Annotated in this window: 15 protein-coding genes; 11 read left to right on the forward strand and 4 right to left on the reverse strand. The window is 65.0% G+C overall.

Going from position 1 to position 20,453, the window contains the following annotated elements:
• Positions 1 to 31: 31 nt before the first annotated feature.
• The gene (locus tag IT430_16420; GenBank protein MCC6909524.1) at positions 32 to 2,107 is read right to left on the reverse strand and encodes a hypothetical protein; all 2,076 of its coding nucleotides are present in this window, start codon (positions 2,105 to 2,107) and stop codon (positions 32 to 34) included.
• A gap of 358 nt (positions 2,108 to 2,465) precedes the next feature.
• Here IT430_16420 and IT430_16425 point away from each other — a divergent pair, with 358 nt between their 5' ends.
• Both IT430_16425 and trmB read left to right on the forward strand, forming a co-directional pair.
• Complete coding sequence (locus IT430_16425) at positions 2,466 to 2,996, forward strand: hypothetical protein (protein ID MCC6909525.1); 531 nt, start codon at positions 2,466 to 2,468, stop codon at positions 2,994 to 2,996.
• A gap of 58 nt (positions 2,997 to 3,054) precedes the next feature.
• On the forward strand, positions 3,055 to 3,726 hold the full coding sequence (gene trmB, locus IT430_16430) for a tRNA (guanosine(46)-N7)-methyltransferase TrmB (GenBank protein ID MCC6909526.1): 672 nt from the start codon (positions 3,055 to 3,057) through the stop codon (positions 3,724 to 3,726).
• Between the two features lie 10 nt (positions 3,727 to 3,736).
• Here the strand turns inward: trmB and IT430_16435 are convergent, their stop codons facing one another.
• The gene (locus IT430_16435) at positions 3,737 to 4,399 is read right to left on the reverse strand and encodes a hypothetical protein (protein MCC6909527.1); all 663 of its coding nucleotides are present in this window, start codon (positions 4,397 to 4,399) and stop codon (positions 3,737 to 3,739) included.
• 246 nt (positions 4,400 to 4,645) lie between these two features.
• Between IT430_16435 and IT430_16440 the strand changes: the two genes are divergently transcribed.
• The 3 genes from IT430_16440 (at position 4,646) to IT430_16450 (ending at position 9,144) form a co-directional block, all read left to right on the forward strand.
• The gene (locus tag IT430_16440; protein ID MCC6909528.1) at positions 4,646 to 5,629 is read left to right on the forward strand and encodes a peptidylprolyl isomerase; all 984 of its coding nucleotides are present in this window, start codon (positions 4,646 to 4,648) and stop codon (positions 5,627 to 5,629) included.
• A gap of 252 nt (positions 5,630 to 5,881) precedes the next feature.
• On the forward strand, positions 5,882 to 7,396 hold the full coding sequence (locus tag IT430_16445) for a hypothetical protein (GenBank protein MCC6909529.1): 1,515 nt from the start codon (positions 5,882 to 5,884) through the stop codon (positions 7,394 to 7,396).
• Positions 7,397 to 7,623: 227 nt separating this feature from the next.
• The gene (locus IT430_16450) at positions 7,624 to 9,144 is read left to right on the forward strand and encodes a hypothetical protein (GenBank protein MCC6909530.1); all 1,521 of its coding nucleotides are present in this window, start codon (positions 7,624 to 7,626) and stop codon (positions 9,142 to 9,144) included.
• Positions 9,145 to 9,740: 596 nt separating this feature from the next.
• Here IT430_16450 and IT430_16455 read toward each other — a convergent pair.
• Positions 9,741 to 10,622, reverse strand: coding sequence for a bifunctional 5,10-methylenetetrahydrofolate dehydrogenase/5,10-methenyltetrahydrofolate cyclohydrolase (locus IT430_16455; GenBank protein ID MCC6909531.1), 882 nt, complete (start codon positions 10,620 to 10,622; stop codon positions 9,741 to 9,743).
• A 35-nt stretch (positions 10,623 to 10,657) separates the two neighbouring features.
• On the opposite strand from IT430_16455, the gene IT430_16460 reads away from it, so the two are divergent.
• Positions 10,658 to 11,506: an aminotransferase class IV gene (locus IT430_16460; GenBank protein MCC6909532.1), complete on the forward strand. Its 849-nt coding sequence runs from the start codon at positions 10,658 to 10,660 to the stop codon at positions 11,504 to 11,506.
• A gap of 20 nt (positions 11,507 to 11,526) precedes the next feature.
• Here IT430_16460 and IT430_16465 read toward each other — a convergent pair whose 3' ends face one another.
• Positions 11,527 to 14,709, reverse strand: coding sequence for a response regulator (locus IT430_16465; GenBank protein MCC6909533.1), 3,183 nt, complete (start codon positions 14,707 to 14,709; stop codon positions 11,527 to 11,529).
• A 223-nt stretch (positions 14,710 to 14,932) separates the two neighbouring features.
• Here IT430_16465 and IT430_16470 point away from each other — a divergent pair, with 223 nt between their 5' ends.
• The 5 genes from IT430_16470 to cls all read left to right on the forward strand — a co-directional run bounded on the left by IT430_16470 (position 14,933) and on the right by cls (position 20,445).
• Positions 14,933 to 15,691, forward strand: coding sequence for a type III pantothenate kinase (locus IT430_16470; protein ID MCC6909534.1), 759 nt, complete (start codon positions 14,933 to 14,935; stop codon positions 15,689 to 15,691).
• Between the two features lie 68 nt (positions 15,692 to 15,759).
• A complete protein-coding gene (locus IT430_16475) occupies positions 15,760 to 16,683 on the forward strand; it encodes a GTP-binding protein (protein ID MCC6909535.1) in 924 nt (307 codons plus the stop codon).
• Between the two features lie 82 nt (positions 16,684 to 16,765).
• Positions 16,766 to 17,677 carry a hypothetical protein gene (locus tag IT430_16480; GenBank protein MCC6909536.1) on the forward strand — a complete coding sequence of 304 codons (912 nt, stop codon included), beginning with the start codon at positions 16,766 to 16,768 and terminating at the stop codon, positions 17,675 to 17,677.
• Positions 17,678 to 17,682: 5 nt separating this feature from the next.
• Positions 17,683 to 18,930, forward strand: a complete 1,248-nt coding sequence (locus IT430_16485) for an RluA family pseudouridine synthase (protein MCC6909537.1) — start codon at positions 17,683 to 17,685, stop codon at positions 18,928 to 18,930.
• Between the two features lie 66 nt (positions 18,931 to 18,996).
• Complete coding sequence (cls, locus tag IT430_16490) at positions 18,997 to 20,445, forward strand: cardiolipin synthase (GenBank protein MCC6909538.1); 1,449 nt, start codon at positions 18,997 to 18,999, stop codon at positions 20,443 to 20,445.
• The last annotated feature ends 8 nt before the right edge of the window (positions 20,446 to 20,453 follow it).

Here is a 20,453-nt window from a genome sequence, read left to right on the forward strand (position 1 = left end):
AGCCGGGAAACTGCGCAGCCGTTCGCCAGCCTCAGCCCTTCGTGTCGCCGCGCGCAAAGATACTGGCGACGTAATTGAGCACGTCGGTGGCCGACTGCTCGTTGTAGCCGAAGTTCTTGATCATGCGCTGCTTGACCACGTCGATCTTCGCCTGCGTCTCGTCATCGACGACGCTGGAGACGAGGTTCTTGAGCTTGATCGTGTCGCGCTGGTCCTCGAAGAGTTTGAGTTCGAGCGCCTTGTAGAGCCGGGCGTTGGTGTTGTATTCGAACTTCTTGTTGTCCAGCGACAAGGCGCCGATGTAGTTCATGATCTCCTGGCGGAAGTCGTCCTTGCGGCTTTCGGGGATTTCGATCTTCTCTTCGATGGAGCGCATGAGGCGCTCATCCGGCTCTTCGTCGCGGCCCGTATAGCGGTTCTTGACGCGCTCGCGCTGCGTGTAGGCGCGGACGTTTTCAAGGTAGTTGGCGCACAGGCGCTTGATCGCCTCTTCGTCGGCGGAAATGGCCCGCTGCACCTCGCTCTTAATGATGTCCTCGTATTCGTCCTTGACGACGGCGAGCATTTCGCGGAAGCGCTTCTTGGTTTCCTCATCCGTGATGAGCGAATGGTTGTCGAGGCCCGATTCGAGCGCGTTCATCACCATAAACGGGTTGATCGTCTTTTCGTGGAGCGCCTGCTGGGACACGAGCGTGTTGGAGATCTTGTCCTGGATGTAGCGCGGGCTGATGCCGACCATGCCTTCGCGGCCGGCTTCTTCCATGAGTTCCTGCACGCTGTCCTCGGTGTAGCCGGGAATCGCCTTGCCGTTGTAGAGCTTCATCTTCTGCATCGGCGTCAGGCCGGCCTTCTTGGGCACCTCGAGGCGCGTGAGCACGGCCCACATCGCCGCGACCTCGATCGTGTGCGGCGCGATGTGGATGTGCTTGATGCGGTGCGGGCCGAAGTCCTTCTGGTAGATCTTGATCTCGTCGTCGAGGCGGATGTTGTAGGGAATGTCCACCTTGATCGTGCGGTCGCGGAAGGCCTCCATGAGTTCGTTGTTCTGGAGTTTCTTGTATTCCGGCTCGTTGGTGTGCCCGAGGATGACCTCGTCGATGTAGGTCTGCGCGAACTTCTTGGGCTTGATCATGTGCTCCTGCGACGCGCCGAGCAGGTCGTAAAGGAACGCCACGTCGAGCTTGAGCACCTCGATGAACTCGATGATGCCGCGATTGGCGACGTTGAACTCGCCGTCGAAGTTGAAGGCGCGCGGGTCGGAATCCGAGCCGTAGAGCGCGATCTTCCGGTAGTTGATGTCGCCGGTGAGTTCGGTCGAATCCTGGTTCTTTTCGTCCTTGGGCTGGAAGGTGCCGATGCCGATGCGGTCCTTTTCGCTGAGCATGATGCGGCGAACGACGATGTGGTCGATGACCTTGCGCCAGTCGCCGCCGTAGTGCTGCATGAGATCGCCCGAGACCTTGCGGCAGAAGGGGCACAACTCGCCATCGAGATGCAGCGTCCCCGTGCCGCCTTGCGAGCGGTACTTCTGATTCAACTGCTCGAGCAGGTCAGCCCGGGCCTCGCGCGGCACGAGCATGAGCGGCTCTTCGTGCATCGGGCACGGGTAGAGGTGGTCCGGCTCGCCCTCGGCCGATGCGGCGGCGTCGAGTTTCCAGGAGAACGAATACAGCGCGCCCGCGTCGGTGCGCGTGTAGTGCTCGAGACCCTTCTTGAGCAGGCGCGCGATCGTCGATTTACTCGATCCGACCGGGCCGTGCAGCAGGAAGATGCGCTTGTCCGTGCCGTAGCCTTCGGCGGCGCTGCGCAGGACATCCACCAGTTGCATGAGTTGCCGGTCCAGGCCGTAGATCGCATCGCGATGCCCCCCGGCCGGATCAGAGAAGAAGTGGTAGCGCACGAGGTCGCGCTTGAAGGCGCGGTAGCGCTCGTGGCCAAAGGACATGATCATGTCGTAGACGCGCTGGTACGCCGAGCGGGCTGCGGCCGGGCGCTCGGCCACCGTGTCGAGGTACTGCCAGAACGTCCCCTCCCAGTGCAGGTGCTGGAAGTGCGCCTGATCGATGCGTGAATTGATAAGATCGACGAGTTGCTGGCGCTGCTGCACGAAGGCACCTCCATCCGTGGATTGAATCGCCTGACGTTCAGGTCAGTGAACGCCGACGCTCAGGCCGCTGGCGGGTCGAGGCAACAGCCCGGCCGGAGTCAGATCCCGATCCTCATGGATGCCACGTCCCCCGCACGAGGCTGGATGCGCTGGATCGCCCCATAATTATTCGTCATCCGGCGCATCGTGGTTCAGCCTGATTTTGAATCTATCGGCACAAGGCCGCGCCAGGCGGGATCATCTCAACGAGCGGGCCGGAAATGACGCAGCCGGCCTTAGATTATTCCTCACGACCGGCCGTCTGGTCGGGTATGCTTGGCTGACGGCAGGACGCGATATTCATCCCGAGGAGCCCCTTTTGAGCGCGCCATCGCCGATGCACTTCGGAGCGAACGGCCAGCACCCGCCACTGCCAGGCGTGGCCGAGCGCCTCGTCGCCCGGCGTTTCGGCCGCACGGGCGGGTTTCATCCCGGCACCGGCGCCGCACTGCGATTGACCCACCGCCAGCGCGACCTGCTCCGAAAGGGGATGGCTGAACTCCACTCCGCGTGCGGCGATGAGGCGACGTGGCGACTCGCGGCCGACGAGGCTGAGGCCGCCCAGCGTGAACTCCAAATCGCCGATCTCGCGCCGGGGTTCATCATGTGGGCCACGAACACCGCCGCCATCGCCAGCGGCGCCTGGTGGCTGCTCCTGCCCGGCTGCGGCGCGCCGGCGCTGCAGTCCACCATCTGCGCCTACCTCCGCGTGCCGTGGATCGAGCGCCGGCCCGAGTACGCGCGACTCGCCGAGGCCATCGCGCAGGGGCGCTACCCGACGATGAAGCGGATCATCGAGTGGGCCGAGCGCGTGCGCTGTGCGCTCATGATCAACGTGCGCGACCGGTAAGGCATCGGTGATGAACTGAATCGGCCCGGCCCCGTCGGGCCGCGCGTACCATCCCGCCATGAGTTTCGGTCTGGCTCGCGGCAAACCGCTTGACATCACCGGCGTCGGCATCCAGTCGGCCGACCTGCCTGACTTCGACGCCGCGCGGTTCATCGACGTGCGCGAGTGGTTCGGCTCGCGCGCGCACCTCCCGCTCGAAATCGAGATCGGCTCGGGCAAGGGCACCTTCCTGGTTCAGCAGGCGCCGCGGCAGCAGGATGTAAATTTCCTCGGCATCGAGTGGGCCGGCGAGTTCTTTCGCTACGCCGCCGATCGCGTGCGCCGAAATGAGATTTCCAACGTGCGGTTGCTGCACGGTGATGCAATCGAGTTCATCCGCCACCGCTGCCCGGCGGAGATCTGCCGCGTGATCCATCTCTACTTCCCCGACCCCTGGCCCAAGAAGCGCCACCACAAGCGGCGCAGCGTGCAGGACCAGTCGCTGCGCGACTTTCACCGTATTCTTGAACCGGGCGGCGAGGCCCGGATCGTCACCGACCACGACGAGTACTGGCAGTGGATCGAAGAGCACGCGCTGCGGGCTGAGTCGCTCTTCGCCCGCGAGCCGTTCGCGCCGCCGGGCGATGGTGGGGCAGACGGCGGCGAACTCGTGGGCACCAACTTTGAGCGCAAGTACCGCCGCGAGGGCCGGCCGTTCCACGCGATGACGCTGCGGAAAAAAGTGACATGAGCCGCGAGGCTCACGGGCCCGATTCGAGCAGGCGGCACAGCTTCTTGACGCTGATCTTGCGTGCGATCGCATGTGATGAGCCGCGAAGTGATGCGACCGCGCGGGCAATTTCGTCAGAGGTCGGATTCAACGGATGCAGCACCCGCACCAATCGCGGATAGACCTCGCGATTCATGAACCGCGGAACGTCTGTCGCGACCAGAGCCAGCAGAAGGGCGAGACTGGCCAGCCCGCCGTAGAGCAGCACGTCGTCGGTCCCGGCGGCCCCTCCAGCAATCCACCCGTTGGCGCGCGCGAGTCCGATGACGAGCGGTGTGAGGACCCCCAGCAGCGCCAGGCCGCTCCATGGGTCGAGTCGCACCTGGATGACGCGCTGATCCAGTTCGCGGCTGGCGCGGAGGAGAATCTGTGCGATGCAGTGGATGCGCGCCTGCGGCATCGCGCCGGGACCACGAGCCGAGGCGGCGGCGGCGATTTCGCGGCTTCGGCGTGCGAAGACTTCCGGATGTGTTTCGTCGATGAGGCGCTTGATCGTTGACGATGAGGCAGCCCAACGAGCCACGCCCGCATAATCCTCGCGCTGCGTCTCCATCTCATTGCCGCACTCTTCGCAAATCACGGAGTCATCGAGCTTGACGCCCAGGCCGGTGGGGATTCCCCAAAGATGGTCCATGTTGCGGCGCCGGCAATAGCGCATCGGCTGCACTTGACCACAGTCGAGACAGAAGTCCGCCACGTGCCCAATGCGTCGACGGCGGACCTTTCTTGTGATCACAAGGACGCCGAATGGTGTCATGACTGTAGATCCAGATGCGGCCGAGGCTCCAGCGATGGCGTGACGACCCCTATACTAGCAAACGGTCGCTGGTTCGCGGGATGGTCCGCTTCTGCGCGACGCGTATCCAAGGAGTTTTCTGCAATGATTCTCGCACTGGCAGTTTCAGTCGCCCTCTCCGCCACGCCCCTCACGCCTGAGCGGCTCTATTACCAGATCGACCGGGCCATGCCCATTGCCGTCGAGGCCGGCGAGAGCCGCGAACTGGCGCTGCTCAAGCCCGACAACACGCTCATCACGCGCGTCAACGTGCCCAATGACGCCACGGCGGTCGATCTCAACATTCTCATTCCCGATCTCTACTCAAATACCGAGGTTTGTTACCTGCAGCTGCTCGAGCGCGGCGAGCCGACCGGCGCAGCGCTGCTGCTCGAGCCGCTCGTCGAGCGGCCCAAACCCGTGCTGCGCTACGGCGAGCGCGGCCCCGTCGTGGACAACTGGATGCGGCCAAGCCCCGATCAACTCTCCATGGCGGGCTTTCGAGTCTCCGTCGAGCGCGATGTCGTGCTCCACACGACCATGGGCAACATCCGGATGGTGATGCGGCCCGACATGGCGCCCAACTCGGCGTGGAACTTCACCAGCCTCGTCGACGGCGGCTTTTACACGCACATACCCTTCCACCGCATCATCGGCAACACGCCCAGCGGCAAGGGCTTTGTCATCCAGGCCGGCGATCCGACCGGCACCGGCACCGGCGGCCCGGGCTACAGCATCGATCTCGAACCCAGCACGCTGCCTCATGATCTCGGCGTCATCAGCATGGCGCGCGAAGGCGGCAACGTCGATACCGGCGGCAGCCAGTTCTTCATCTGCCTCTCGCGCGAGATGACCGCCAGGCTCGACGGGCAGTACACCTCATTCGGCCAGACGATCGAAGGGCTGGACGTAGTGGGCAAACTCGGCGCTGTGCCGACGGGCGCCGAAGACCGGCCGCTCACGATGCCTTACATCGAGACAGCCGAACTCGTGCCGGCGTCCCCGCGGTCGCCCGGCGTCAAGCCGAGTTGGATGGCCCAGAAGGCGGAGTCTAAGCCCGAGCCGCCGCCGGCGAATCCGCAGCGGTGAACGTAACGGCTCGCCCTGCATCTAGTTCACCTTCCTCTGTCCCTAGCTTGTTTGCGCCAAGGTGTCAAAGCAGTCATGGCATAGCCACTACCTCTCCAACAGACTGAGGGCCCCGTTGCGGCCGCTTGAGTGCCGGCAGGTGACTTTCTGGAACTACTTGATTGTCGCATGCGAAAGCGCATGTGCCTTCAAGTGAAGTTCCGAGGCCGCGAGCCCGGTTGCACGAAGGGCACAGCGAAGAAGGAGAGTGTCATGAGTTCCGTTCGGACTGTTGGTCTCGCTGCTTTCGCAGTCGTCGCGTTGTTGGTTGGTATCGCTTCTGCGCAGCCATGCGCCCCCGGCTGGGACGCGGCATTTGCCGAGAAGGGCGCCGACAGAAAGGTGTGGGCGTTCCTGGAGTTTGATGACGGGTCGGGCCCGGCTCTCTACGCCGGAGGTGATTTCACCACGATCGGCGGCGAGCTCGCCTCGGGACTGGCCAAGTGGGATGGTCATCGTTGGACCGAAGTTGGCGACGGCGTGAGCTTCGACGGTTCGCCCGGGCAGGTGCGCAGCCTGGCCACATGGGACGATGGAAGCGGGCCGGCGATCTACGTCGGAGGATGGTTCGACCACGCCGGAGGCGTCGCCGCGAACCATGTGGCGAAGTGGGACGGCCGTGAATGGTCGGCACTTGGTGGCGGAACTGGCGGCTACGTCCAGTCTTTCGGTGTGTACGACGACGGACGCGGCGAAGCGCTCTATGCAGGAGGCTTTTTCCGAAGCGCCGGCGGCATCGCTGCAGAGCACATCGCGCGCTGGGACGGGCAGAGATGGGAAGCGCTGGGTGAAGGTCTGACGTTTGATGCCGTCGGAGTGCTGACGATGGCAGTCTTCGAGGATTCCCAAGGTCGCGGGCTGTTTGTCGGCGGCGGATTCACATACGCCGGCGCGGTTGCCGCACACTACTTCGCTCGATGGGATGGTCGTGAATGGTTATCGCCAGATGGCGATACACTGCGACGTCGGTCGGAGGGCCAGATCGGGCACGTCGATCAACTCGTCGTCTGGGATGACGGGAACGGGCCCGCGCTCTATGTCGCAGGTGAATTCCAGGATCAGGAGGGCAACGTCAGCCTGTTGCGCTGGGACGGAGCGTCGTTCACGGCTCTTCCCGGCATCGAGATTTCACCTGCATCGCACATCGCTGAATTGGTCACTCGTGTCGAAGACTCGCGAGAAGTTCTCTACGCCGGAAGTAACGGCACCATCGTGCTCCTCAACCCCAGGCGGGCAACTTGTGTTGCCCGCTTTGACGGTCGAGCGTGGCTTGCGCCCCTTTCCTTCCCTGTGCCGAACGTGTTTGCCCTGCAGTTCTTCAACGACGGGTTTGGCGAAGCCCTCTATGTCGGCGGCGATTTGCGCCTTATGCAGCCCGAGAGTACATTTATCCACAACATCACGCGCTGGAGCGCACCGCACATGGCGCTTCAGCACACGGCTCTTCGCGCCGGGCAGCCGGCGCGTTTCAGCACGACCTGCGCTACACCCGGCGGCCGGGTCTACTTCACCTACAGCACGACGGGCCTGGGTTCGTTCTTTGTGCCGCAATTGAATGTGACGCTTGATCTCGACGCGCCGCACCTGGCCGGCAGCGGGGTGGCCAACCAGGACGGCAGGGCGGAGCTGATCCGCAGGATTCCGCCTGATGCCTCCGGGCGAACCGTCTATCTCCAGGCCGCCGAGCAGGGGCGCAAGAGCGAGGTCGTCGAAGCGATGATTAAGTAGCGTCAGTTCGACTCCTCCCGTGCGACGCATCCAGGGTCCGCGACGCGCAACCCGGGCTCTGTTTCCGTTCTGGCAATTTGCCCTTGCAATCCGGCTCAGGATCTGTTAGACTGATGTGATAGCTCCACGAGCCGCGCGAGGTCGCAATGACCCGCCCGAAAGCCGCTTCGTGGCGCCGGCTTGCCCCCGCGAGTCTGATGAAATCTCTCACCGAATAGGAGGCTGGTATGGCGTTTCTGCTTCGGCCCATGGTGTTTTGTGCGGCAGCCTGCAGCCCACTCGTTGCACTTGTGCAACCCACATTCGCCCAATCGTGCGAGCCAGGTTGGGACGAATATTTCAAGGGGTCAGGTACAGTCGTCGAGGATTTGAAAGCGTTTGACGATGGAACCGGAGCGGCGCTTTATGTTGCAGGGCCATTCATTGAAATGCAAGGCCAGAGAGCATGGGGCCTCGCCAAGTGGGACGGGCACGAGTGGAGCGAAGTCGGAGGCGGACTTCAAAGGGATGAATTGCCGGGATTTGGATATGCGCTTTCGGTCTGGGATGACGGGCGCGGACCAGCGCTGTACGTCGGTGGGTCCTTTTCATCTGCTGGAGGAGTTGCCGCAAGCAACGTGGCCCGCTGGGATGGTCAGCATTGGGAGCCGCTGGGCGCCGGCACAAATGAGACTGTATTTTCTTTTGGCCAATTCGATGATGGACGTGGTCAAGCCCTCTACGTTGGTGGCCGGTTCGAACGTGCTGGCGACGTCGACGCGTTATCGATCGCGCGCTGGAATGGCGCGGAGTGGGAACCGCTTGAGAGCGGGCTTCCGAGCATCCCGCGTTGGCGGGGTGTGCGCACTATGACTGAATTTGATGATGGAACTGGTAATCGCCTGTACGTCGGGGGCGACTTCTACAGGAGCGATCCCGTCCGAACGCCTGGCGGCGGATTCCAGAAGGATCTTGCACGATGGGACGGGCGCGAATGGTCCAGCGTTCCCGGTGCTCCGCTGCGATCGCTGGGAGGTGGCTACGCGACCCATGTCGATCAATTGCTTGTGCACGACGATGGATTCGGCAAGGCTCTGTTCGTCACCGGGGGGTTTCTCACGCCGCTTGGCTCTCAGTGGGCAACCGGCTTCCTGCGATGGGATGGGATCAATTGGACCGTGCCTGGGGGTGGGTTCGTCCAAAGCTACTCGCACCCCGACGCAATGGCCGTATTTGACAGTGGGAGTGGACCAGAGCTCTGGATTGGCGGCGGTAGTATCGGATTGATGAAATCGCGAGAATACGGCTACGTGTTCCGGTGGAATGGTCTGGAGCTGACGCGAGTCAAGCCGTACCCCAGAGTTCAGTGGGTTAACGTGCTGTTGCCTTTCAATGACGGCTACGGGCTGGCGCTTTACCTGGGAGATGAGTACTCGGCAGTTCAGCGCTGGGCCGTGCCGCATATGACGGTGCAGCACACGCCCCTTCGCGCCGGGCAGCCGGCGCGTTTCAGCACGACCTGTGCCACACCCGGCGGCCGGGTCTACTTCACCTACAGCACGACGGGTCTGGGCTCGTTCTTTGTGCCGCAACTGAATGTGACGCTTGATCTCGATGCGCCGCACCTGGCCGGCAGCGGGGTGGCCAACCAGGACGGCAAGGCGGAGCTGATCCGCAGGATTCCGCCTGATGCGGCCGGGCGAACCGTCCATCTCCAGGCCGCCGAGCAGGGGCGCAAGAGTGAAGTGGTTGAAGCGGTCATTGAATAGCAGTGGCCGGGACGCTGGATCGGCTTCTGGGTTAATTTTTGCCAACTTCCCGGATTTTGCTTGCAATCCCGGCGGGCTGCAGGTTATTCTGAACGCAGCCATTCGATTGCGCAGATTCGGGCACGCACAGGCCCGGGCGCAGCCGGATGAAGTGCACCGGGAAATTGCCCGCTCCGCCCGCGAGGCAGGGCCGCGCGAACATCCTGCAAATAAGGAGGTTGCCATGGCTTCCGTTCGACATGTTGCGCCAATGGCGATGGCCGCTCTTGTCGTGTTTGCTTACCGTCGCGTCAGCCGAGTCGCGCGCCCGGTTGCGTTGCGACGTTTCCTGGACAGGCGGTGCCGACAGGACCGTGTCAGCGCGGCTGATCCGCAGGATTCCGCCAGATGCGGCCGGCCGGACCGTCTATCTCCAGGCCGCCGAGCAGGGGCGCAAGAGCGAAGTGGTTGAAGCGATGATCGAGTAGCGTCAGCGCGACTCCCCCCCGCGCGGCGCACCTAGCCCCGGGTCTCCGGGCCCGGGGCTCCCTCTTCAGATGGCGGCAATGCACCGGCGCGAAGTCGCCCATCTTAACAAAAGGTGCCAGGTACCTTTTTTATGGCCGGGCGGCGTCGACCGTGTTGCGCAGCAGCATGGCAACCGTCACCGGGCCCACGCCGCCGGGGACGGGTGAGATCCAGCCCGCCACGTTGCGCACCTCGTCGAACGCCACGTCGCCGACGACGCGCTTCTTACCGGTGGCCGGATCGAGCTGCCGGTTGATGCCGACATCCACGACCACCGCGCCGGGCTTGACCATGTCTGCGGTGATGAGCGCCGCTTTGCCGGCGGCGGCGACGAGCACATCCGCCTGCCGCGTCATGGCCGCCAGATCTTGCGTGTACTTGTTGCAACTGTGCACCGTCGCCTCGCGCTGCATCATCAGGATGGCGACGGGTTTACCGACGATGTTGCTCGCGCCAACGCAGACCACTTCGCTGCCGCGCAGTTCGACGCCCGTCGATTCGACCATCTTCATCACCGCCAGGGCGGTGCAGGGCACGAGCGACGAGCGGTCGTAGACGACGTTGCCGATGTTGGCGGGGTTGACGCCCTCGACGTCCTTGGCCGGGTCGATGAGCGACTGGACGCGATAGGGGTCGATGCCCTCGGGAAGGGGCATGTGCACCATGATGGCCGTCACGCGTTCATCGGTGCTGAGCAGCAGCACGCGGCCGGCGATGTCCTCGTAGGTGGCGGTGTGCGGCAGGACGTGCAAGCGATATTCGATTCCCAGTTCAGCGCAGCCGGCTTTCTGGTTTTCGGCGTAGATGCGGCCGCTGCTCTTGACGCCCGGCTCGCCATCGACGAGCACGGCGTCGAGCGAGACGGCTCGGCCACGGGCAATCGACTGCTCGACATCGCGCCGGATTTCGGCGCGGAACCGGTCCGCCAGAGCCCGCCCGTCGATGATTTGTGCGCCGCCAGAGCCGCTCATCGCCGACATGATAGCGGGAGGTCTACACTGCGCACATGCCGACCGTCTACCTGAACGGCCAGTTCATTTCACCCGACGAAGCGCGCATCAGCGTCTTCGATCGGGGCTTTCTGTTTGGCGACGCGGTCTACGAGGTCATCCGCTACTTCAACGGCCGGCCCTACGCCATGGACCTGCACGTCCAGCGCCTGCAGCGCACCTTGCGCGAGGTCCGCTTCGGGCATTTCGAGGCTGCGGAGATCGTGCGCCTCGGCGAAGAACTGCTGGCCCGCAACGACCTGCGCGACGCGTGCGTCTACTGGCAGATCACGCGCGGCACCGGCCAGGGTCGCTCGCACTTGCCGCCGGCGGACCTGCGGCCGACCGTGTTCGGCTGCGTCGATCGCACGCCGCCGCTTTCAGAATGTGCGACGCCGGCGGAGACGACCGCAGCGCTGCATGAGGACTGGCGCTGGGCCCGCTGCGACATCAAATCGACGAATCTGCTGCCCAACATCCTCGGCAAGATTGCCGCGACCGACGCCGGGGCGCAGGAGGTCATCTTTCATCGCGGCGGCCGGGTCAGCGAGGGCGGCTCGACGACGGTGCTCATCGCGCGCGGCGGTCAACTCATCACGCCGCCGATTGATGACCCCGACCTGAGCATCCTGCACGGCGTGACCCGGCGCGCCATCGCCGCGCTGCCGAACGTGAACCTGATCGAGCGGCCGCTGACGGTTGAGGAACTGCGCCGCGCCGACGAAATCATCCTCGCAGGGACGCGCACGCTGCTGGCGGCGGTGGTGAGCCTCGACGGGCGGAAGGTCGGTGACGGCCGCGCCGGCCCGGCCGTCGGCAGGCTGCTGACCGCCTTTGTCGGATCGATTCGCGCCGCCACGCACTGATCGCCTGATCAGACGCGATTTCACGCTGAGCGTGCCGCCGGGCGCGATCCGCTGCGGGATCGCTGTATCCGTTCACGAATGAGCGTGAGCAGTGCGGTTCGGTCGATGGGTTTGGTGGTGTAATCATCGCAGCCTGCGGCGAGGCATTTCTCGCGGTCGCCGAGCATGGCGTGCGCGGTGATCGCCACGATGGACCCCGTGTAGCCGCTCGAGCGCAGGAAGCGGGTCGCGTCGTAGCCATCCAGTTCGGGCATCTGCATGTCCATGAGTACGACGTCGAACGGGGCCACATCGAGCGCTGCGAGCGCCTGCTCGACCGCGGCGCGCCCGTTGTCGGCGATGGTGACTGCGGCGCCCGCTTTGCGCAGATGGAAGCCGATGAGGCGCTGGTTGTCGGGGCCGTCTTCGGCGAGCAGAATGCGCGCCCCATCAAGGCGAACCGCCGGTTCGGCCGGCTCGGCGTGGTCCGGTTTCAGCGCGCACAGCTCGGTCGGCGGGAACGTGAGCCTCAGGTTGGTCAGCGGCCCGGTGCTGATGCGAACGGTGAAGGCGCTTCCTTCGCCGGGAGAGGAGCAGACGGTAATGTCGCCGCCGAGCATGCGAGCGAGGCGCCGAGAGATGGTCAGGCCCAGTCCGGTGCCGCCGAAGCGCCGGGCCATGGAGGTGTCGGCCTGCGAGAAGGACTCGAAGATGCGGGTCATCTGCTCTTGGCTCATGCCGATGCCCGTGTCCACGACCTCGACGCTCAGCGTGCCTTCATCGGCGTCATCGCGGCGCGCGAAGCGGGCGATGAGCCGCACGCCGCCGCTCTCAGTGAACTTCACGGCGTTGCCGGCCAGGTTGAGAAGGATCTGCCGCAGTCTTGTCGGATCCGAGTGAATGGTTTCAGGAATCTTCGTTGCGTACTCCACGCCGAACCGCAGTCCCTTTTCATCGGCGCGAAGGCGAAGTAGCGACTCGACGTCGGAAAGCACTTCACGCGGCGAGCAGGCGATCCGCTCGAGGGTCATGCAGTTGGCTTCGATCTTGGAAAGGTCGAGGATGTCGTTGATGAGTGCGGTGAGGTGCGCGCCGTTGCGACGAATGGTCTGGATGCACTGCAGGCGCTCCACGGCCGACTGCGTGGGGTCGAGAAGCAAGTCGGCAAAGCCCAGAATTGCCGTCATGGGCGTTCGGATTTCGTGGCTCATGTTGGCGAGGAATTCGCTCTTGGCGCGGTTGGCGGCTTCGGCCTCGAGCCGCGCCGCCTCCAGTTCGCACGACTTGATCGCGAGTTCAGCGCTGTGCTGCTCGATCTGCTCCTTGGTGGTGATGAGATCCACCAGCGAGCGGGCCAGATTGTCCTCGGCGACGCGCCGCTCGTGGATGTCGGTGATCGACCCGGCCATTCGCTCGGGCGAGCCGTCGGCGCTCCAGACGGCCTGCCCGCGCAACTGGAACCATCGCGCCTCGCCGCCGGCCGCAGTCATCCGGCACTCAACCGAGAGCGGCTCGCGCGTCGCGAGGTGGTGCTCAATCGCCTCGATGACCTGGGCGCGGTCGCTTTCCGCGACAAATTGCATGAGCGAAGTCATCGGCGCCGCGGAAGGCCAGGGCCCGGCGCCGAGGAGTTCGCGGAATCGATCGCTGCAGAAGACCTCGTCGTGGTGGATGTCCCAGTCCCAGATCCCGCTGTCGGCGCCGCGCACGACGAGGTCGTAGCGGCGTTCGCTGCGATAGAGGAACGCGGCCCGCTCGTTGGCCGTCTGCCAGAGCATCAGCGTCAGCGGCACGAGACCCGAGAAGAGCAGTCCCAGCGCCAGCGTCGAACCGGGCATGGGTGATTGCAGCAGCGCCAGCGTCCGCCTCGAAGGCAGCACGGTCGCCAGCCATTCGAACTGGAAGGCGCTGAACCGGCTCGTGTACTGGTACCGCTCGTCGCAGTCGTCCACCATCCGCTCGTAATGAATGTCCGAGTCCGCATCAGCGCGCAGCGCGATGTTGTAACCGGGAGCGATGTGCTGCGCTGTGAGCGTGCGCTGCAGGAGCCTTGAGCCGCTGAAGATGCCCACGATGCGCCGGCCTTCCTGCGCCAGAGGCGCAGGCGGCAGTACGGCAATGATCTCCTCGCCCTGCACCGTCAGCGACACGAAGCGCGAAGGCAAGAGCATTCGCGGCGGCGTCGCATCGGCCGGCAGCCAGACAATCCCCTCATCGGTCACTCGAGCGAGGACGCGACCTGCGTCGTCGATCCACTCTGCGGCTTTGAGAATCGGTTGATCGGCGATCAGCCGCTGGGCTCGCGCCATGCCTGAGGCGCTCCGGGCTTCTTCGTCAGACAGGTGGTCGGCGAGGTGCCGGAGCAGTTCGACCTGGTGCTCGACTTCGATCTGAAACGCGCTTTCGATCGCAGCCGCCTGGGCCGCGGTGATCTGCCTGATGTGCTGATCGTCCGACGCCTCGGCGGCCTGCCAGGCGACGACGGTGGTCATGGCCAGCGCGACGCCCACCACCGCCGGCGCCCATTGCGGAAGTACGACCGTGCGCGGATTGGAGTGGCCCCACACCAGGGCGATAAGCGCCGCCCCCAGACAGCCGAACATGATGAGCGAACCCGTCGAAATCTCGCCGAGGTGCTCCCAGCCGACGGCCAGTTGCAGGTCGATGAGCTTGGCCACCGCCGGCAACCCGACCAGTCCAATGAGAATGGCGCCCAGCACCGCCGTCGCGCCGTCCGGCCGCGCCTCGCTCCGCCGGTTTGCCTGAATCAGCAGCGCCGTGCCGGCCAGCGTGAGGCATGCCCCGCTGAGCACCGACAGGCGCACGACCCGCTCCGACGACGATGAATGGCGAAACGGCAGATTGGCCAGCCAAAGGTGAGCCTCGGCGAACACATCAACTCGTCCCAACAGGAGCAGCACGCCAAGTACGGCGGTCGCAGCGCCGACGATGAGCGTGCCCACCCGCTTGCGCCTCGCCGCCAGGCACACGCCGACTGCGGCCAGCGCTCCGCCCAGCGCCGTGGTCCACGGCGTCGGATCGCTGTTGGGCACGAGCCTGATCAGTTCGACGCGGTCCGTAACCGTGCCGAAGGCAATCAGAGCGCTGACACACAGCACCGCAGCGCATGCGAAGTTCATGACGAGCCGGCCGGGCGGGGGTGCGGCGTCAGGAAGCCCAGCGCACTCATCGACCGCAGGAGTTTGACTCTGCTCGAGGGACATGTCTCGAACCCGTCACGGGTGATTGCCACGCGGGCGGCTGGAGAGAACTCCCGCCGCCTCTCTGGGTCGCTTTCCGTCACCCATTCCGGAGGGACCCCTGTCTGTGCATCGGTTGCCCGGCGGGGCTTCTTTATCGCCCACACAGGCGGGTGATCGGCTGACGGACATTGCCCGTTGCCCGCCTACCCTTACCCACATGGTGAGTGAGTTATCGATCCTTCTCGTGAGCGTGGGCAACACGCGCACCGCCGTCGGTCAGGCCGAGGGACAGCGACTGCAGGGCGTGCAGCGGCTTTCCAACGATGATCCGGTCCGGATCATGGAGGCGCTGCGGGCGATGGCGGCGGACGGGCCGGACGAGCCGCTGGTACTCGTCGCGTCGGTCAACCAGCGCGTTTCGCGCCCGCTCATCGCGCAGATCGAATCGCAAATCGGAGCCCGTGTGATGCGTCTGGGCGATGATCTTCCGATTCCCATCGGCACATGCATCGACCCGGACGCTCGGCCGGGCCAGGACCGCCTGCTCAATGCGGCGGCGGCGTTTGACCGCTTCCGGCAGGCGTGCGTGGTGATCGACGCGGGCACGGCCGTGACGGTGGACTTCGTCGATGGCGAAGGCACGTTCCACGGCGGGGCGATCGCGCCCGGCGCGCAGATGCAACTCAACGCAATGCACTCTGGCACCGACGCGCTGCCCCAACTTGAGATGCGCGCTCCGGAGCCCGAGCCCTTTGGCGCCAACACGACGCAGGCGATGCTGCACGGGGTGTACTACGGCATTCGCGGCATGGTCCGCCACATCGCTGAGCGCTACGCCGAAGCGTACGGGGCCTATCCGGCGATCATTGCCACCGGCGGCGATGCACATCTCCTGTTCGATGAGGATGAACTCGTCGAGCACATCGTGGATGATCTGACGCTGCACGGGATGATCGCCGCCCACAAGCTCGCGTCTGAAGTGTTCGGCAGCCGCGAAGAGTGATCGTAGTGGCAGTGGGGCCGCCATCCGGAGCCGTCTTTCGACTCGCGACACCGCGCGGCCCGGGACCTGTGGCCATTTTTGAACTCGCCGCCGCGCCCGGAGTGAATCTTGAAGCAGCGCTCGGTCTGGCGCCGCGCCCGGCGGGCGTCGTGCGGCTCGAGCGTCTCGCCGACATCGATACCGCGCTGGTCGTGCGCTTGAGCGATTCACTGCTTTGGCTGATGCCGCACGGCGGAACCCGCATCGCACAGCGCGTTGCGCAGTGGCTTGCGTCGCTGGGTTTGCAGGCGCAGAGAGATCCCGATCCTCAAACGGCGTGGCCCGAAGCCAAGTCGCACGATGAAGCGCTGGCGCTGGACGCGCTGGGCCGCGCGGCAAGCCCGCTGGCGGTCGATCTGCTGCTCGACCAGCGCCGGCGCTGGCAGGAGCATCGACTGCACCCTCGTGAGACGCTGCAGGAAGTCAGGCGCCGTTCGCGCCGCTTGAATCGGCTGCTGGCGCCGCCGCTCGTGGTCGTCGTCGGCCGGCCAAACGTCGGCAAGAGTACGCTGACCAACGCACTGCTCGGACGCGAGGCGGCGATCACCTCCGACGCGCGAGGCACGACGCGCGACTACGTGATGACGCAACTTGATCTTGCCGGCCTGGTCGTGCGCTGGTGCGACACGCCCGGCCGGCGGGACACGGCCGACCACATCGAGCGCGAGGCGATAGAAATCGCCGCAGAACTGATCGAATCCGCGGACTGTCTCATCAGCGTTGCAGCACCTGGGATCGACTGGCCCGAGCTGTCGCGGAGCGAGGATATTCGAGTGCAACTCAAGGCCGACCTGCCCGGCAGGGTTTCGGCCGATGCCCTGCTCCGCATCAGCGCACGCCAGGGAACCGGGCTGGGCGAACTTGTCGCGAAAGTCCGCGATTTTCTCGTGCCGCCGGCCGATCTGGCGCACCCGGGACCGTGGCTGTTCGACGAAAGGCTCGTCTCAGGCTGATTCGCAACCCTGCGCTTTGCACCCTATCATCAACGCCCTGCGTTGCGCAAGCGCCCGCAGGGATTGAAAGGGAACCGGCGACATGGCAGATAAACGACTGCAGGACATCCGCACGAGCGACGACGCTGAATCGACCGTCAACGTCGAACTCATCGAGTGGCTCAAGACCAGCGGTGTCAATTACCTGCTGTTCATTCTCGTGATCGTGATCGTCTTCCGCGGCTGGTTGTGGTGGGGCGAGCGCCGCGAGCGCATCAGCGACGAAGCCTGGGCCGACTTGGCCGGGACCGACACTGCGGCGTCGCTCGAAGCGCTGGCGGATCGCGCTGCCGGGATCGACTCGGTGCCCGAACTGGCGCTGCTTCGCGCGGCAGACCTGTACCAACTCGACATCCTGCGCGACCAGACGCTCGATCTCGTCCCCGACGAGCCGGCGATGGACGATCCGAACAATTCGGACGCAGGATCGACTGACGATGAAGCGAAGGTTACGCCGCGCATGACCGAGCAGGAGCGGACTCAGACGCTCGATCGCATGCAGCGCATCTACCAGCGCGTCTATGACTCGACTGCCGAACGGGGAAGCGGCGCCAACTGGAAGGAACTGCTGCACATCCGGGCGATGTTCGGTCTGGCCGCCGTCGCCGAGATGCGCGGGGAGGCGGATGAGGCGCAGGAGTGGTACGCGAAGATCGACGCTGCAGCCAGCCCTCGCTACGCGGAGCTGGGCAAAGTCGCGCTCGCATGGCGCGACCATCCTGAGGGTCTCACTCGCATCGAATTTCCGGAGGAGTCGGTGGTGAACGAGGCGCTGCGTGAGCCGCCCGCAGCCGCCGCGCCGGCCGGAGACGAATCGACGGACAAACCGACCGAGGCCGCGCCGGATGATGCGACAAAGACCGAGCCGGCGGGAGACTCGACGGGCCAGCCCGCCGAACCGCCTGCAGACGAACCGGCCAAGCCGGACGAACCGGCGCCCGGCGACGGCGGCTGAAGCGCGTGCCGCTCGATCCGCGCCACATTCGCCCGCAAGAGCGCGCGCCTGCCGGATCACGTGGTGCGACACCGAATCCAGCGGCGCCACCGGTCGATGATCCTGCGCCGGACCTCTCGCTGCTTACCGGCGGGGGCAAGGTCGATCCCGACCTGGTTCGCGCCGCGTCGGCGGGCGGCGACGAAGACAACACCGACGCCGCGCTCACCGTCACCTTTCGCCTGACGCGCGACCTGCGCAAGCGGCTGGACAAGTACCTCCAGGACCGCATTCCGTTCATGAGTCGAACGCAACTGCAGCGCCTCATCTCCGAGCGGGCGGTTACGGTGAACGACCGCCAGCCGAAGGCTTCGACGACGCTGCGCATCGGCGATGTGGTGACGGTCGTCGTGCCGCCGCCGCCCACCAAGGACATTCCAGCCGAGGACATCCCGCTGCAGGTGCTCTACGAGGATGATGACCTCATTGTCGTCAACAAGCAGCCCGAACTCATCGTTCACCCCGCGCGGGGCAACAAGCGCGGCACGCTCATCAACGCCCTCGTCTGGCATTTCACGCACCGGACCGCCGGGGCGCTCTCGAGCGTCGGCGCCGATGATGCGCGGCCGGGCGTGGTGCATCGGCTCGATCGCAGCACGACGGGCGCCATCGTCGTCGCCAAGACCGACATCGCCCACTGGCGGCTGGCGCGGCAGTTCGAGAATCGCACCACCGACAAGCGTTACCTGGCCGTGGTGCACGGCCGCGTCGAGCCGGTGGCTGACATCATCGATCAGCCGATCGGCAAGCACCCGATCCACCGCGAACTTATGGCCGTGCGCTACGACGACGCGGCCAAGCCGTCGCAGACGCTCTATCGCGTGCGCGAGCAGTTTGACGAGTTTGCGCTGGTCGAACTCGAACTGCACACCGGCCGCACGCACCAGATCCGCGTGCATCTCGCGCACCTCGGCTGGCCGATCGTGGGCGACGAGCCATATGGCGGCCAGGGGGCGAGCGAACAGCAGATCGCGCGTGGCGGCGGAAGCGCCGAGCCGGTAATCACCCGCCAGGCGCTGCACGCGACGAGTCTGGCGGTCCGTCACCCAATGACGGGTCAGCCGATGGAGTTCATCGCACCGCTCTGGCCGGACATGCGCTGGCTCATCGATCTGCTTCGCCGGCATCGGCGCACGACTGGCCCGATTGCGCCGGCCGGATCGCGCGTCGATGTCGAAGCGCTTCTGAATCAGCCGACCTCGCCTGCAGGCTGAAGCGGCCTGCGACTCCGCCGCATGCTGCACCAGTCGCGCCGCGGATACACTCAGGCGATGTCATCGATGAGTTGGTTCGCCATCCTGCTGTTCTCGGCGGATTGGATCGTCCGCATCGGCCTGGCCGTGCGCGTCATCCTGGGCCGCTCGACGGTGCCCGTTACGCTGGCCTGGCTGCTCATTCTGCTGTTCTTTCCGTTCGGCGGAATTGTGCTGTACCTGCTCATCGGCGAGAACCGCCTGGGCCAGTGGCGGGTCGAGCGCTACAACCGGCTGTCATCCGAGATTGACGCCGAGACGGTTTCGATGTGGCGGCACCACCACCTCGACTGGGACAAGGAGCAGGATGCTTATCGCCAGGCGGCGCGCATGGGCACAGCCGTGTCCGGCTTTCCACCCGTGGGCGGCAACGCGCTCGAACTCATCTCCGAGTCTGACCGGATGATCGATCGTCTCATCGGCGATATCGACAGCGCCAAGCACCACTGCCACCTGCTTTACTACATCTGGATGGAGAGCGGTTGCGGCGTGCGCGTCGTCAGCGCCATGGTGCGTGCGGCACAGCGCGGCGTGCAGTGCCGTGTCATTGTGGACTCGGTCGGCAGCCGGCCGTTCCTGCGCAGCCCGCTCGCCGCGCAGTTGCGCGACGCCGGCGTGCAGGTGATCGAAGCGCTGCCGGCGAACCCGATTCGCATGCTCTTTGCCCGCATCGATCTGCGCAATCACCGCAAGATCGCCGTCATCGACGGACGCGTCGGCTACGCCGGCAGTCAGAACATCACGGATGACACGTTCAAGTTCAATCCGCGCTACGGCATCGGGCCTTGGGTGGACGCGACGCTCCGGCTCGAGGGGCCGGCCGTGCACGCGCTTCAGACGATCTTCCTGCGCGACTGGATCCTGGACAGTTACGACGAGTTTGCTTCGTTTGAAGAATTCTTTCCGGAGTTTCCGCCGGCCGAAGGCGGCTCGATCGTTCATGTCATCCCCTCGGGCCCGGGCACTCAGCTCGATGCCGTCCACCAGTCGTTTCTTTCAACGATCTACGCGGCTCGCGAGGAACTGGTCATCACCACGCCCTACTTCGTTCCCGACGAGGCGACGAAAGCCGCGATCTGCATGGCGGCGCTGCGCGGCGTCGACGTCACGCTCGTGGTGCCCAAGGAGCCTGATGCGCCCCTCGTCGCCGCGGCGGCCCGCTCGCATTACCTTGATCTCCTTGAGGCGGGCGTCAATCTCTACGAGTTCCACGCGGGCCTGCTGCATTCCAAGACGATGACCACCGACCGGAAACTCGCCATCATGAGTTCGGCCAACGTGGACATGCGCTCGTTCTGGCTCAACTTCGAAGTGACGCTGTTCATCTACGACGACGACTTCTCCAGCCTGGTGCGCTTCATGCAGAAGGACTACCTCAACCAGGCGCGCAAAGTGAAGCGCGAAGACTGGAGCAACCGCAATATCTTTCAGCGCTTCGGCGACAACTGCGCCCAACTCGTCGGGCCGCTGCTCTGACCTGACCA

Source organism: Phycisphaerales bacterium (assembly GCA_020852515.1).
GTDB lineage: Bacteria > Planctomycetota > Phycisphaerae > Phycisphaerales > UBA5793 > UBA5793.